The 13,400-nt window shown below is 65.9% G+C and carries 14 protein-coding genes; 6 read left to right on the plus strand and 8 right to left on the minus strand.

The window, feature by feature from the left end; translation table 11 throughout:
- Nucleotides 1-61 precede the first annotated feature (61 nt).
- From ACKI1H_RS21710 to ACKI1H_RS21720, 3 genes are read right to left on the minus strand one after another with little or no spacing between them, the layout of a single operon-like run.
- Entirely contained in the window at nt 62-1,048 is a 987-nt protein-coding gene (locus tag ACKI1H_RS21710; RefSeq protein WP_440466276.1) for a TauD/TfdA family dioxygenase, read from the minus strand.
- A gap of 21 nt (nt 1,049-1,069) precedes the next feature.
- Nucleotides 1,070-1,792 carry a thioesterase II family protein gene (locus tag ACKI1H_RS21715; RefSeq protein ID WP_440466277.1) on the minus strand — a complete coding sequence of 241 codons (723 nt, stop codon included), beginning with the start codon at nt 1,790-1,792 and terminating at the stop codon, nt 1,070-1,072.
- Between the two features lie 3 nt (nt 1,793-1,795).
- Nucleotides 1,796-2,005: an MbtH family protein gene (locus ACKI1H_RS21720; protein WP_138520908.1), complete on the minus strand. Its 210-nt coding sequence runs from the start codon at nt 2,003-2,005 to the stop codon at nt 1,796-1,798.
- A 347-nt stretch (nt 2,006-2,352) separates the two neighbouring features.
- Between ACKI1H_RS21720 and ACKI1H_RS21725 the strand changes: the two genes are divergently transcribed.
- Nucleotides 2,353-2,889: an RNA polymerase factor sigma-70 gene (locus ACKI1H_RS21725; protein WP_138520909.1), complete on the plus strand. Its 537-nt coding sequence runs from the start codon at nt 2,353-2,355 to the stop codon at nt 2,887-2,889.
- 3 nt (nt 2,890-2,892) lie between these two features.
- On the opposite strand, the gene ACKI1H_RS21730 is transcribed toward ACKI1H_RS21725, so the two are convergent.
- Complete coding sequence (locus ACKI1H_RS21730) at nt 2,893-3,690, minus strand: AraC family transcriptional regulator (RefSeq protein ID WP_138520910.1); 798 nt, start codon at nt 3,688-3,690, stop codon at nt 2,893-2,895.
- Between the two features lie 94 nt (nt 3,691-3,784).
- On the opposite strand from ACKI1H_RS21730, the gene ACKI1H_RS21735 reads away from it, so the two are divergent.
- The gene (locus tag ACKI1H_RS21735) at nt 3,785-4,678 is read left to right on the plus strand and encodes a DMT family transporter (protein WP_440466278.1); all 894 of its coding nucleotides are present in this window, start codon (nt 3,785-3,787) and stop codon (nt 4,676-4,678) included.
- Between the two features lie 100 nt (nt 4,679-4,778).
- Here the strand turns inward: ACKI1H_RS21735 and ACKI1H_RS21740 are convergent, their stop codons facing one another.
- On the minus strand, nt 4,779-5,837 hold the full coding sequence (locus ACKI1H_RS21740; protein ID WP_440466279.1) for an NAD(P)H-dependent flavin oxidoreductase: 1,059 nt from the start codon (nt 5,835-5,837) through the stop codon (nt 4,779-4,781).
- 93 nt (nt 5,838-5,930) lie between these two features.
- On the opposite strand from ACKI1H_RS21740, the gene ACKI1H_RS21745 reads away from it, so the two are divergent.
- Nucleotides 5,931-6,803, plus strand: coding sequence for a LysR family transcriptional regulator (locus ACKI1H_RS21745; RefSeq protein WP_440466280.1), 873 nt, complete (start codon nt 5,931-5,933; stop codon nt 6,801-6,803).
- The gene (locus ACKI1H_RS21750; protein ID WP_440466281.1) at nt 6,800-7,966 is read left to right on the plus strand and encodes a YbfB/YjiJ family MFS transporter; all 1,167 of its coding nucleotides are present in this window, start codon (nt 6,800-6,802) and stop codon (nt 7,964-7,966) included. The genes ACKI1H_RS21745 and ACKI1H_RS21750 overlap by 4 nt, the downstream gene beginning before the upstream one ends.
- A gap of 76 nt (nt 7,967-8,042) precedes the next feature.
- On the opposite strand, the gene ACKI1H_RS21755 is transcribed toward ACKI1H_RS21750, so the two are convergent.
- A complete protein-coding gene (locus ACKI1H_RS21755) occupies nt 8,043-8,483 on the minus strand; it encodes a carboxymuconolactone decarboxylase family protein (RefSeq protein WP_440466282.1) in 441 nt (146 codons plus the stop codon).
- A 147-nt stretch (nt 8,484-8,630) separates the two neighbouring features.
- On the opposite strand from ACKI1H_RS21755, the gene pdxR reads away from it, so the two are divergent.
- Nucleotides 8,631-10,064 (plus strand): MocR-like pyridoxine biosynthesis transcription factor PdxR, encoded by a 1,434-nt coding sequence (gene pdxR / locus ACKI1H_RS21760; protein WP_138520916.1) that lies wholly within the window; start codon nt 8,631-8,633, stop codon nt 10,062-10,064.
- Nucleotides 10,065-10,353: 289 nt separating this feature from the next.
- A complete protein-coding gene (locus ACKI1H_RS21765) occupies nt 10,354-10,644 on the plus strand; it encodes a putative quinol monooxygenase (RefSeq protein ID WP_138520917.1) in 291 nt (96 codons plus the stop codon).
- 1 nt (nt 10,645) lies between these two features.
- Here ACKI1H_RS21765 and ACKI1H_RS21770 read toward each other — a convergent pair whose 3' ends face one another.
- Together ACKI1H_RS21770 and ACKI1H_RS21775 are read right to left on the minus strand one after the other, a co-directional pair.
- The gene (locus tag ACKI1H_RS21770; protein ID WP_440466283.1) at nt 10,646-11,434 is read right to left on the minus strand and encodes an SDR family NAD(P)-dependent oxidoreductase; all 789 of its coding nucleotides are present in this window, start codon (nt 11,432-11,434) and stop codon (nt 10,646-10,648) included.
- 87 nt (nt 11,435-11,521) lie between these two features.
- Complete coding sequence (locus ACKI1H_RS21775) at nt 11,522-13,150, minus strand: mechanosensitive ion channel family protein (protein ID WP_440466284.1); 1,629 nt, start codon at nt 13,148-13,150, stop codon at nt 11,522-11,524.
- Between the last annotated feature and the right edge of the window lie 250 nt (nt 13,151-13,400).

Raw genomic sequence — 13,400 nt, forward strand, 5'->3', positions numbered from 1 at the left:
CGAACCAGTCCCCTCTCCCTTCAGGGAGAGGGTTAGGGAGAGGGAGCTATCCGTGCGGCGTTCAGGCCCCTGCGTCAGCCCCATGCCCTTCCGCCATCGCCACCACTACCTTGCGCGGACCTGAGAACGGCGAGCGCGCATGGGCGGCGAGCATGTTGTCGAGCATCAGGACGTCGCCGCTGTACCAGGGGAAGCTCACCTTGGCCTCCTCCAGCACGCCGCGCACTTCGTCGAGTACCGAGGGTTCGATGGGGCTGCCGTCGCCGTAGTAGACGTTGCGCGGCAGGTCTTCCTCATCGACGATTTCCAGCAGGCTCTCGCGCACTTCCGGCGGCAGGTTGGAGACGTGGAACAGGTGCGCCTGGTTGAACCAGACCCAGTCGCGGGTGACCGGATGCCGGGCCACCGCCTGGCAGACCTGGCGAGTGCGCAGCTCGCCGTCTTCCTTCCATTCCCAGCCGATCTGGTGAGCCTTGCAGTAGGCCTCCACCACGGCCGGATCGTCGCTGTTGAACACCTGTTCCCAGGCCACGTCCAGGCCGTTGCCGAAGTTGCGGGTGTACATCAGGCCGCGTTCGGTGAAACGGCGGCGAATGCCCTCGTCCACCTGGCGGTAGATTTCGCGACTGTCAGCGATGGGCGTCTCGCCGCCGCTCTGCGCGGCCTGCACGCAGTAGAACCAGATTTTCAGCGGCCACTCGCGGGTATAGGCCTGCTCGTTGTGCAGCGGGATGTGCTGGTGCGGCGGGTACTCGGTGGAGGTATACACGCCGCTGGTGACGTTGCTGCGCGGGGTGGAGCCGAACTCGTAGTTGAGCAACGGATGGCCGAAGCCGGCGGCGAACTCGCGGAAGCGCTCCGGCGCACCGACCTGGAAGCCACGGAAGAGAATGCCGGCGCAGACCGGCAGGCGCTCGGCCACCAGTGGGCGCAGCTCGGCCAGGGCGTCGAGCAGGTCGATGCCGTCGCCGCGGGCCTGGACCAGCAGCGGCAGGCCGCCGCGCGCTTCGGCCAGGGGAGCAATGTCGAACAGAGAGGAGCTTGGCATCGGGGTCTCCGCTTGAATCGATCAGGCCAGCGCTGCGCTGGTCGACTGGCCGGGCTGGCGCAGGTGGCCGAGCAGCAGCTCGAGCAGGCGCGCCTCGCCGGCATTGAGGAAGAAATGGCCGCCGTCGAGCATCTCCAGGGAGAAGCCTGCGCTGGTTTCGTCCTGCCACGCGGACAGGGAATCCACCGAGAGCCGGTCGGCCTTGCCGCCGAACACATGGATCGGGCAGGCCAACGGTGCACGGGGGCGGTAGTCGTAAAGGCCGCAGAGGAGAAAATCGGCGCGCATCACCGGCAGGGTCAGGCGCAGCATTTCCTCGTCGGAAAATACCGCTTCAGGCGTGCCGCCCAGGCGCCGCATGCGCTCGATCAGTTGAGCATCGCTCTGCTCTTGCGCCAGCTCGCGATGGCTGTCGCGGCGGGCCGGCGCGGAGGCTGCCGAGGCAAACAGTGCCTGCGGCATCGGCAGGCCGCGCTCGCGCAGGGCGTGGGCCAGCTCGAAGGCCAGCAGGCCACCGAGGCTGTGGCCAAAGAGCGCGTAGGGCTGATCCAGGCGCGCGGCGATTTCATCCGCCAGTTGACCGGCCAGGGCGCGCAGATCGGTCTGCAGGTTCTCGGCGAAACGCCGGCCGCGGCCGGGCAATTCCACCGGGCAGACCTCGATCCAACCCGGCAGCTGGCGTTTCCAGCGGGCATAGACCATGGCGCTGGCGCCCGAGTACGGCAGACAGAACAGACGCAGCATCGGTTATTGCCCCTCGGCCATCTTCTGCCGAAGGCTCAGCGGGCGCATGTCGGTCCAGTTGGCTTCGACGAAGGCGAGGCAATCGGCCTTGTTCCCCTGCTGGCCGGCTTCGCGCCAACCAGCCGGGACTTCCTTGTACTGCGGCCACAGCGAGTACTGCTCTTCACCGTTGACCAGCACCTTGTAAACCGCCTCTTCGCGATCGAACGCCATCGCCTTTCTCCTTCAGCTGTATGGGATGCCGGCCACCGGCCATTACCGATGTTTTCCAGCTCTGCCATGAAGACGAGGGAGGCAATGAAATAGTTAGTGTTCTCGGATGCGATTAATTCTCATAAGATATGCGCCGGCGAAATTTCCTGGCTTGTCCTTCACCCATGTACCGAGAGATCTGACGAATGGATGCGAATGAAAAATCTTCACACTTGTGTGGGAACCCTGTCGCAGAGCGATAGTCGGAGTCTCTCGAATAAATTGATAATAATTATCATTTGATCTAGATTGACCGCCTCAACCCATGTGGACGTCCCCGCCTCCGCCGCCGCATAGGAAAACCTTGCATGTCCAAGCCAATGCCCGCCGAGTCGCGCCCCGCTCTCCACGAGCTGTTCGCCACCCACCGGCAGACCTTCATCAATGCGGCCGCACGCATCCTCGGCTGCCGCAGCCATGCCGAAGACGTGGTGCACGATGCGTACATCAAGCTCAATGCGAGCGACCTCACCCCCGGCATCCAGTCGCAGAGCGGCTATCTGATGCGCGTGGTGCGCAACCTGGCCATCGACCTCTATCGTCGCCAGGCGCTGGAGAAGCGCTACTCGGGTAGCGAGGAAGAAGGCATGCACATCGCGACGCCGTCCGCGTCACCGGAGATCGAGCACGAAGACCGGCAGACCCTGGAGGCTATTTCCAGCGCACTGCAGACCCTGCCCGAGCGCACGCGCTACGCCTTCGAGATGTACCGCCTGCACGGTCGCACGCAGAAGGAGATCGCCGAGGAACTGGGCGTTTCCCCGACCCTGGTGAACTTCATGGTGCGCGACGCACTGATCCATTGCCGCAAGACCCTCAAGGGCCTGGAAGACGGCAAGCGCTGAGCCTCAGCCTTCCGCCAGGGCGCGGAAGGTCGAGCGATACTGCTCCGGCGTGGTGCCTGACAACCGCCGGAACATCGCGATGAACGCCGAAGGGCTGCTGTAGCCCAGGTTGAAGGCAATCTGCTGCACCCCCTCCCCCGATGCCAACGCCTCGATGGCGGCGAGAAACCGCAGGCGCTGCCGCCATTCGCCGAATGACATCCCCAATTCCCGCTGGCAGGCCCGCGCCAGGGTACGTTCGGTGCTGTGCACGCGCTCGGCCCATTGCGCCAGGGTGCGGTTGTCGCCCGGCTCAGCCTGTAGCGCGGCCAGCACCTCACCCAGCGCGCCGCCATTGGCATACGGCAGGTAATCGTCGTGAGGCTGCGCGGCCTGCAACTGATCCATCACTACCTCGGCCAGCCGCTGATCCGCCGGGCTCTGCGGGATGTTCACCCCTCGCGCGGCGAAGTCGGAAAGGATCGCCTTGAGGATATCGCTGATCGCCAGCGTGCAAGGGGACTGCGGCAACTTGCGGGCCAGTTCGGCGGACACGTACAGCGAACGGTAGATGATGGCCTGGCGGTTGTAGCAGCTGTGCAGACGTCCCGGCGGAACCCACACGGCGTATTGCGGCGGCGAAAGAAAGCGCTGGCCGTCCACCTCCAGCTCCATCACCCCGTGGGACGCATAGTTGAGCTGGCCCCAGGCATGGCGGTGGCTGGGCGAGTGCGAGCCGGCGTCGAATTCGTCGTAGCGGAAGTAGAGGTCGGCAGGCAGCCGATCGATGTCAGGCAGCGGAAGGGAGAGTACGCGGGTCATGTCCGAATGCCGGGGTGGATTGTCTGATTTTCATTATACGTCTCGATTCGGACGAGCGGACAATACGCTTCGTTATCCCCGGAAGCGTTCCTCCATGAATTACCTGTTCCCCCTGCTGGCCGTGGTCATCTGGTCCGGCAATACCGTCGTCAACAAGCTCGCCGTGGGGCAGATCGCCCCGGCGGAGATCGGCTTCTTCCGCTGGCTGCTGGCGGGGGCTCTGCTGACACCCTTCCTGTTGCGCACCACCCTCGCCCACTGGCCGGTGATCCGCGCCAACCTGGGCAGGATCGTCACCCTCGGCCTGCTCGGCATGGCCGTCTACCAATGCCTGGCCTACTACGCCGCTGCCCTCACCTCGGCAACCAACATGGGCATCATCCTGTCGCTGATGCCGCTGATGTCCCTCGCCCTGGCGTCGATCCTGCTGCGCCACAAGCTGAGCATCGCAGCGCTGCTGGGCGCGCTGGTCTCGCTGGGCGGCGTGTTGCTGGTGATCACCCAGGGCAACCCGCAGCAATTGATCAGCCACGGTGTGAACCTGGGCGACGGCATGATGATCGTCGCCACCCTCGCCTATGGCGTGTACGGCGTACTGCTGAAGAAGTGGAACCTGCCATTGCCGCCGCTGCTGATGCTCTATCTACAGGTGCTGGTAGCGATCCTCGCACTGGCGCCGCTGTACCTGGCCTCGCCGCACCACGGGCTGAATGCCGCCAACCTGCCACTGGTGCTGTATGCGGGGCTGCTGGCCTCCATCGTCGGCGCGCTGGCCTGGATGCAGGGCGTGCAGCGCATGGGACCGAGCCGCATGGCGCTGTTCTTCAACCTGCTGCCGGTGATCACCGCTGCCATCGCCTCGGTTGTGCTGGGCGAGCAGTTGACCAGCTACCACCTGGTGGGCGGTGCACTGATCCTCGCCGGCGTGCTGCTGGCCGAACTCTGGCGGCCACGGGAGAAACCCGCCGCCGCCATCGGCGCGCGCTGACTCGGATGTTCTCGCAGGAGCGAGCTTGCTCGCGAACCGCTTGACGCAAGGGTCGCCGGAAAATTTGTTCGCGAGCAAGAACCAGGCGTCCCCCTCGCTCCTACAGATTCGCGCCAGTGCGGAATTCCCGCATCAGGGTTGCCACCAGCTCCGCCGCCGGCATCTCCCGCGACAGCGGCGCACCCTGCCCGGCCCATTGCACAGCGAAATCGGTATTGCCCCTGGCGGTCGCGGCGGCCGTCAGTGCCTTGGCTGCGTCGTAGGTGATCGGGTAGTCAGGCAGTGTCGGCGCGTCCGCGCCGCCCAGGTCGGTGAACAGCCGATTCACCATGCCCCGCGCCGCGCGGCCGGAAATCGCCGCCGTCACCTCGGTGCGCTCACCGCGCTCACCTCGCAGCGCCGCCTTGAACGCCGCATTGGCCGAAGACTCGTCGGAAGAGATGAACGCCGTGCCCATCTGCACCGCCTGGGCGCCCAGTTCGAACACCGCGCGCATGCCCTGTCCGTCCATGATGCCGCCCGCCGCGATCACCGGCAGGCTGGTGCCTTTTACCAGTGTGCGAACCAGAGCGAAGGTGCCGATGCGCGCGTCTTTCTCCGGCTCGAACACCCCACGGTGGCCGCCAGCCTCATAACCTTGCGCGACGATGGCGTCGATGCCCGCCGCCTCGCTGGCCCGCCCTTCCTCCAGGCAGGTAGCGGTGGCCAGCAGGCGAATGCCAGCGCCTCTCAGGCGGTCGATCCAGGCCTGCGGCGGCAGGCCGAAGTGGAAACTGACCACGGCCGGACGAGCTTCGACGAGGAACTCCAGCATGTCCGGGTCAGCCAGGAAGCTGCGGTAGATCTCGGTGATCTGCGCCGGCGGCTGCGCACCGAACTCGGCGAACAGCGGGCGCAGGTGGTCCAGCCAGGCTGCCTCACGCACCGCGTCAGCCACGGCCGGGCGGTGGCAGAACAGGTTCAGGTTGAGCGGCTTGTCGGTCAGCGCGCGGGTCTGCTCCAGCAGGGCACGGGCCTGCGCGGCGTTGCTCGCACCCAGGCCGATGGAACCCAGCCCTCCGGCATTGGACACCGCTGCCGCCAGCGCCGGGGTGGATACGCCGACCATGGGCGCCTGGATGATGGGGTGCTGGATGCCGAGCAGTTCGGTGATACGCATGACGGGGTCCTCGCCGGTTGACGGATTAACGCTTGACTAACCATCTCATGAAGAGAATATTCTTATCAACACATTCTCTATTTAAGATTAATCATGGATCTCTCCAGCCTGGAAATCTTCCGCTGCGTCGCCGAGGAACAGAGCGTCACCCGCGCTGCCGCTCGCCTGCAGCGCGTGCAATCGAACGTCACCACGCGCATCCGCCAGCTTGAAGAGGATCTTGGCGCGGCGCTGTTCCTGCGCGACGGCAAGCGCATGACGCTGACCGACCAGGGCCGCGAGTTCCTCCGCTACGCCGAGCAACTGCTAGCGCTCGCCAACGAGGCGCGCCAGTCGCTGCATCCGGACCGAGCCACCGGCAGCCTGCGCGTGGGCAGCATGGAAGCCTCTGCCGCCAGTCGCCTGCCCGAACCGCTGGCACGTTTCCATCGCGCCTGCCCGGAGGTCGATCTGCACATGACCACCGGCCATAGCCAGAAGCTGCTCGGCGAAGTGCTGAACCGCCAGCTGGACTGCGCCCTGATCGCCCACCCGGACATCCTCCGCGCCGAACCGGGCTTCGAAACCAAGCTGGAGCGCGGCCTGCGCGCCGAGCCGGTATTCCGCGAGGAACTGCTGCTCGTGCTGCCGGGCAACCATCCACCGGTGAAGCGGCCCGAGGACGTGCAGATTCGTACCCTGGTCGGTTTCACCCGTGGCTGCACCTACCGCCAACTGGCGGAGGACTGGCTCAAGGGCGCGCCGCTGGCGGTGCAGGAAGTGGGCTCCTACCACGGCATCCTCGCCTGCGTGAACGCCGGTTCCTGCATCGGCGTGCTGCCGCGCTCGGTGCTGGAACTGCAACGGGAAATGCCGGGCTTGCAGGTGGTGCCGCTGATGGAGGTGGACACCCTGCTGATCTGGCGCGACGGCTACGCCACTGGCGCCTTCCAGCGCTGGCGGGAAACCCTGGAGGCACGCCCGTGAGCCGCACTCGCCGCCTGCCCGCAGCCGTGTCGGCGGCGCTGATCCTGGCCGTCGGCATGGGCTTCGGCCGCTTCGCCTTCACCGGGCTCTACCCGCTGATGGTGCGCGACGGGATGCTCAGCATCACTGGCGGTTCCCTGGCCGCCTCGGCCAACTACGCCGGTTACCTGCTCGGCGCGCTGCTGCTGTCACGCAGTCACGAACAACATGCCGCGCGAATCTGCGTCATTGCCCTGGTCGGCACCTTGGCCACCCTCGCCGCCATGGCCCTTCCGGCGCCCGCCTGGTTTGCCATCGGCGTACGCCTGCTGGCTGGCGTGCTCAGCGCCATGGCCCTGGTCAGCGCGGCGCAATGGCTGCTGCAGAGCATGGGCGAAAGCCATGGGGCGCCGATGATGTTCGCTGGCGTGGGCATCGGCATCCTGGTCTCGGCGGAACTGATCGCCGCCGGCAATGCCTTTGGCCTCGGCAGCGCGGCGATCTGGTGCGTCCTGGCGCTGGCCGGGCTGGTGTTGTCGCTGCTGGCCATGCCCGCGCTCGGTCGGGCAGCACCGGGCGCGCCGCATCACACAGCGAACGGTCCGAGGCCCATGCCGGAACTGTCCGCGCCAATCATCCTGCTGGTCTATGGCCTGGCCGGCTTCGGCTACATCATCACCGCCACCTACCTGCCGCTGCTGATGAAGAGCAGCCTGGGAGCCATCGACCCGCTGCAGGTCTGGGCTGCGTTCGGCCTGGGGGCTGCACCCTCGTGCTTCCTCTGGCACCGTCTGCACCTGAAGCTTGGCGGTCGTCGCGCGCTGGCATTGAACCTGCTGGTGCAGGCCGTCGGCGTGATGCTACCGGCGCTGGGCGACTCGGCCTTCCTTTATCTGGGCAGTGCGGTGCTGGTGGGCGGCAGCTTCATGGGCACCGTGACCATCGCCATGCCGGCGGCCCGTATGGTTGCCGCGCAGGTTCGATTCAACATGCTCGCAGCGATGACAGCACTGTATGGTGTCGGGCAGATCATCGGGCCGCTGGCCGCCAGCGCCCTGCGCGGGCTGACCGGCAGCTTCATCCCGGCCCTGGGGGCTGCCGCCAGCGCTTTGCTGGTAGGTGCGTTTTTCTGCCTGCCACTGCGCCGTACTGCCCCCTGTAGGAGCGAGCTTGCTCGCGAATAGCCTCAACACTGTGGCTGCCTGGAACTCCTTTCGCGAGCAAGCTCGCTCCTACATAAAGCAGCCGACGTCGGCTAATTCAGACCGGCGGCTGCTGGCGAAAGGAGACGCCCAGGCGGTTCCACACGTTGATCGCACCGATGGCCACGGTCAGGTCCACCAGTTCTCGTTCGCTGAACTGTTCGCGCGCCAGCTGGAAGACCTCCAGCGGCACCTTTGATTCGGACAACAGCGTCACCGACTCGCACCAGGCCAGCGCCGCCCGTTCGCGCTCGGTGAAGAATGGCGATTCGCGCCAGACGCTGACAGCAAACAGACGCCGCTCGCTCTCCCCGTTGCGACGGGCCTCCATGGCGTGCATGTCGGCGCAGAAAGCACAGTTGTTCACCTGCGAGACCCGCAGGCGCACCAACTCCAGCAACGGCTTTTCCACGGACAGTTCGAAGATGGCAGCTTCCAGCGCCAGCACCGCCTTCAGCGCTTCCGGCGAGGCGGTGTAGTAGTCCAGACGCGGTTCCATGATGGGAACTCCAGGGGATGACCCGGCTATTGTGCGCCGCCACCTTGCCATTGCAGGTGTCCAATACCGGGGAATTCGACCACGCAACTTCACCGGGCCACGTGCCAGCGCTACGCTTGCGCAACTACCTTGCCCCGGAGTTCGCCCTTGGAGCTGCACCTGATCATCCACGGCCAGAAGGATCTCGCCGGGCAACTCTATCGCCAGTTGCGCGAAGCCATCGACTCCGGGCGCCTCGCCGCGGGCACCCGCCTGCCGCCCAGCCGTCTGCTGGCGGAGCAGCTCGGCATCTCGCGCAAGACCATCTCCGACACCTACGCCCAGCTCACCTACGAAGGCATCCTGGTGGGCAAGATCGGCAGCGGCACCTTCGTCAACACTCGCCTGCCACGCCACGACCGGCGCCAGGACGGCGTGCGCTTCGCCAGCCAGGACAACATCGATCGCTGGGCCAACCTCGACACCCGTCTGCGCCATCCCGGCACGACCGGCACGGCGAAAGCCGACTTCATCGGCGGCGCCACCACCCAATTGCAGTTCCCCCAGGAGGAATGGCGGCGCTGCGTGAACCATGCCATGCGCCAGATGGCCGGCCCGCGCGGGCACTACAGCGCGCCCGAAGGCATCGCCCCGTTGCGTGACGGCATCGCCCGGCACATCTCCTATGCCCGTGGCGTGAACTGCCAGCTGGACGATGTGATGGTCTGCAACGGCGCGCAGCAGGCGCTGGACCTGCTCGCCCGGATAATGCTCCGCCCCGGTGACAAGGTGGCCATGGAAGACCCCGGCTACACCCCGGCGCGGCTGATCTTCCAGACGCTCGGCGCCGAGGTGGCCAGCGTGCCGGTGGATGCCGAGGGCATCTGCGTCGACCTGATTCCCGACGGCACGCGGATGATCTACACCACGCCTTCGCACCAGTTCCCGCTGGGCATGCCGATGAGCTCGGCACGGCGCGCGGCGCTGCTGGCGCGGGCGCTGGAGCTGGGTGCACTGGTGATCGAGGACGACTACGACAGCGAATTCCGCTACGAAGGCCGGCCCACAGACGCGCTGCAGAGCCTCGACCGTCATGGCGTAGTGGCTTACATCGGCACCTTTTCCAAGGTGCTGCTCCCCGAGCTGCGCCTGGGCTACCTGATCCCTCCGCCCAGCCTGTTCCCGGCGCTGGTGCGCGCGAGGCAGATTTCCGATTGGCACAGCTCGACGCTGCCGCAGTGGGCACTGGCCAAGTTCATCAGCGAGGGTTACCTGCTCAAGCACATTCGCCGCTGCCACGGCATCTATGCCGGGCGCCGCGAACGCATCCTCGCCAGGCTGCAGGGCGACCTGGCGCCCTGGCTGGAGACAGTGCCTTCGGTGGCGGGCTTCCATCTCACCGCGTTGCTGCGCCAGCCGATCAACGTCGCGCTGCTCACCGAACTGGCACGCAAGGTCGAAGTGGGCCTCTATGGCCTGGCGCCCTTCCACCACCAGGCGCCGGTGCGCGAAGGGCTGCTGCTGGGCTTCGGCGCCATCGACACACTGGACATCGACCCGGCGCTGGACAAGGTGCGCGACCTGCTGCAGCAATTGGCCTGAGCCATACCCTCATGCTCCTACGCACAGCCCCCTCACATGCTGTGCCTTTGTAGGAGCGAGCTTGCTCGCGAACCGCATGGCACGGAGCTTGTTCGCGAGCAAGCTCGCTCCTACAGGTTCGTCACGCAGGGCGTATTGGCCCAATGGTTTTCCCGGGAATTGGCGGTTCAGGCGCGGGAACTGCGCCATTACCCTGTCAGCATCGGTTTGAAAGCCGGTTCCGGCCTTTATCGGATCGCAACCCCGTGCCCAATGGCCGCTCGTCCGGCCAACAGAAAGGAGCCTCGCCATGTCCCCGTCCGCCATTGCCATCGTCCGCGTCCAGGCATTCCCCGGCCAGGCCGCCGCACTGGGTCTTCACCTGAGTGAGCTGCTGGTGCAGGTGCGTCAGCAGCCCGGTTGTCAGTCCGGGGAGTTGCAGGCGCTGGCCGCCGATCGCTGGCAGGTGAGTACCTGCTGGGCCAGCCAGGCCGAGCTGGACGCGCACTTGTCTGGCCCGAAAGCGCAACAGTGGCTGGGCCGCCTCGGCAGCGGCGAACTGGCGCTGGGGTTGGAGTTCGAAAGCCGCAGCGCCGAGTGACTCAGAACGGCGAGCGCACCACCCCGCCGTCCACCCGCAAGGCCGCGCCATTGGTGGCCGATGAGGCCTCGGAGCAGACGTAGACCACCAGGTTCGCCACCTCCTCCGGGCGCGCAAAGCGCTGCAGCAGCGAACTGGGGCGAGCGCTGCGGAAGAACTCCGCCTCGAACTCAGCGAATGGCTGGCCACCGGAGAGCTTCTCCACGAACTCGTTGACGCCCTCGGAAGCGGTCGGCCCCGGCAGTACCGCGTTCACCGTCACGCCGGTACCGGCACAGGTTTCCGCGAGCCCGCGGGACAGGCTGAGCTGGGCGGTCTTGGTGACACCGTAATGGATCATCTCCACCGGAATCACCATCCCACTCTCACTGCTGATGAACACCACCCGTCCCCAGTTCTTCTTTTTCATCCCTGGCAGGTAGGCACGGGATAGCCGCACGCCGGAGAGCAGGTTCACATCGAGGAAGCGCACCCAGTCCTCGTCGGGAATCTCCTCGAAGGGCTTGGGATCGAAGATGCCCAGGTTGTTCACCAGCACGTCCACGGACGGATAGCGCTGCACCAACGCCGCAACCTGCTGCGGGTCCGACAGGTCCCCGGCGAAGCCTTCCACCTGGGCGTCGGCCTGCCCGGCGCGCAGGCGCTGCAACGCCTCGTCCACCGAGGCCTGGCTTCGGCCATTGACGATGACTCGGGCCCCTTCGCGGGCCAGGCCCTGGGCGATGGCGAAACCGATGCCCTTGGTCGAACCGCTGACCAAGGCGAGCTTGTCGGTGAGGTGCAGGTTCATGGGTGTCTCCGGCAATGGCGAAGTGATGGGCGGCGGCGTTGCGCCGCGCGTCCGTGGACCGATCAGGATAGATGAGAGTTGACGCTGTCAACGCCCCGTCGGGTTGTCGGGCTTCGCCGGCGCCGCGTGCCACTGCTCCCGCGGCACCCACTTGGGCTCCTGGGGGTCGCCCAGGTAGTGCGGCGACATGATCTGCACGCCGTACTCGTTGAACACATCCTGGATGTTGGCGTGCAGCACGCTGAGCAACAGCGCGCGCGGACGCGGCTCGCTGGGGATGGCCTGGGCCACCAGGCGGTACTCGGGGTAGAAGTCCGACAGCGCGGTCTGGAACACCTGCGGCGCCGGAGTTTCAAGGATGCCGTCGGTACGCCGCGCCGCCTCGATCAGCATGGCCTCCACCTGCCGCCAGGGCGTGTCGTAGCCGATGGTGACCACGGTATCCACCACGTAGCCCTGCCCCTGCACGATGCGCGAATAGTTGCGCGTCACGGAGCCGGTGATCATCGAGTTGGGCAGCGTCAGCACTTCGCCCAGGCCGGTGCGGATGGTGGTGTTGAAAACGCCGACTTCAGTGACCGTGCCTTCGTTGTCACCGATACGGACGAACTCGCCGACCCGCAGGGTTCGCGAGTAGGTAAGGATCAGCCCCGAGGCGGCCTGGCCGATCACGCTGGAAGCACCCAGGGAAATCATCAGGCCCACCAGCACTGACAGGCCCTTGAAGGCCTCGGTACCGGAACCGGGCAGGTACGGATAGGCCATGACAATGGCGAACAGCCAGATCGCCAGGGAGGTCAGCCGCGTGGTCGGCTGCAGGGTTTCCTCGGTCAGCCAGCGCAGGTTGCCGGGCCGCGCCATGCGCTGCAACACGTGCCGGGAAAAGCCACTGATGGCGCGGGCGATGAGCAGAATGCTCAGCGCCACCGCCAGGCCGGGCAAGGCGTCGAGCATGCCGTTGATGAGGTAACGCGCCAGGTTCACCAGGTGCACGTTGAGGCTTTCACCCCACGGGCGCGTATAGGGGAAGCGCGACAGGACAAAGCTCAGCCACTGGTAGCTGAACAGGAAAACCAGCAGCCAGTAGACCAGCCAGATCAACCGGCCGGCCAGGTAATACAGGTAACGACTGCCCAGTAACGGCGTATGGCCGACCTTGAGCTTGCCGCTGTGTCGGCTCATGACATCGGGCAGTCGATCCAGCAGTTTGTTACGCACGTAGCCGGTGCCGCGCAGCGCCACGATATAGATGAGCGTCGCCAGGGCCGCCAGCCCCAGGGCGGTCAACAGGAAGCGCAGGCTGTGCGCCTCGCCGTTTTCCGCCACCACCAGGCGCAGGTTGGCGGCAGCCTGCTCGGCCGCAGCGCGTACCGAAGCGCCAGGGGTGTCCAGGTCTGCCGGGGAGATAATGAAGGCACGGCTGTAGCCCAGCAGCACCAGATAGCTGTCCTGGATCGGGTCGATGCTGACTTTGGGCTCCTCGCTCCCTTGCAGCGCCTCTTCGATGGTTGCCTTGGCGCGGTGGGCGCGGACCTCAGGGGATTCACCGAGCAAGGTCGCCCGAAACGTCAGGATCGCCCGATTGCCGACCTTGAGCTCCGTCGCTGCATCGGCGGGGGCAGCCGTAGCGGCCGGCTTCTCTTCAGCATACCCAGCGCTCCCCCAGGCGAACGCCAGCCACAGTACGAGCAGCCACCTTCCCAGCTTCTTCCCCATTCCCCGCTCCCTGATACGCGACGCGTAGCCATGGCCTCTGATGGGCCTCTCGCCCAAGCGTAGCCAATGTCGGATGACACGCCTGCGCAGGGAGGAATATTGATGCCGCCCTCGGTTAACGCCTCAGGAGACTAGGAATACGCGGATTACGACGAAGGACCCTGTAAGAAACCTGATACACAACAGATACCTCGCTGTCGCTTATGTCGCTGTTCTGCTGGCGAAAATTCCAATCCCGACTAGTTTCAAT

Origin of the sequence: Pseudomonas sp. YH-1 (genome assembly GCF_051990045.1) — a bacterium.
In the GTDB taxonomy this organism is placed as follows: domain Bacteria; phylum Pseudomonadota; class Gammaproteobacteria; order Pseudomonadales; family Pseudomonadaceae; genus Pseudomonas; species Pseudomonas nicosulfuronedens.

Coding starts and splice junctions, on each gene's coding strand:
- ACKI1H_RS21710 (WP_440466276.1), bottom strand. CDS start 1,048: ATGCCAAGCTCCTCTCTGTTCGACATTGCTCCCCTGGCCGAAGCGCGC.
- ACKI1H_RS21715 (WP_440466277.1), bottom strand. CDS start 1,792: ATGCTGCGTCTGTTCTGTCTGCCGTACTCGGGCGCCAGCGCCATGGTC.
- ACKI1H_RS21720 (WP_138520908.1), bottom strand. CDS start 2,005: ATGGCGTTCGATCGCGAAGAGGCGGTTTACAAGGTGCTGGTCAACGGT.
- ACKI1H_RS21725 (WP_138520909.1), top strand. CDS start 2,353: ATGTCCAAGCCAATGCCCGCCGAGTCGCGCCCCGCTCTCCACGAGCTG.
- ACKI1H_RS21730 (WP_138520910.1), bottom strand. CDS start 3,690: ATGACCCGCGTACTCTCCCTTCCGCTGCCTGACATCGATCGGCTGCCT.
- ACKI1H_RS21735 (WP_440466278.1), top strand. CDS start 3,785: ATGAATTACCTGTTCCCCCTGCTGGCCGTGGTCATCTGGTCCGGCAAT.
- ACKI1H_RS21740 (WP_440466279.1), bottom strand. CDS start 5,837: ATGCGTATCACCGAACTGCTCGGCATCCAGCACCCCATCATCCAGGCG.
- ACKI1H_RS21745 (WP_440466280.1), top strand. CDS start 5,931: ATGGATCTCTCCAGCCTGGAAATCTTCCGCTGCGTCGCCGAGGAACAG.
- ACKI1H_RS21755 (WP_440466282.1), bottom strand. CDS start 8,483: ATGGAACCGCGTCTGGACTACTACACCGCCTCGCCGGAAGCGCTGAAG.
- ACKI1H_RS21765 (WP_138520917.1), top strand. CDS start 10,354: ATGTCCCCGTCCGCCATTGCCATCGTCCGCGTCCAGGCATTCCCCGGC.
- ACKI1H_RS21770 (WP_440466283.1), bottom strand. CDS start 11,434: ATGAACCTGCACCTCACCGACAAGCTCGCCTTGGTCAGCGGTTCGACC.
- ACKI1H_RS21775 (WP_440466284.1), bottom strand. CDS start 13,150: ATGGGGAAGAAGCTGGGAAGGTGGCTGCTCGTACTGTGGCTGGCGTTC.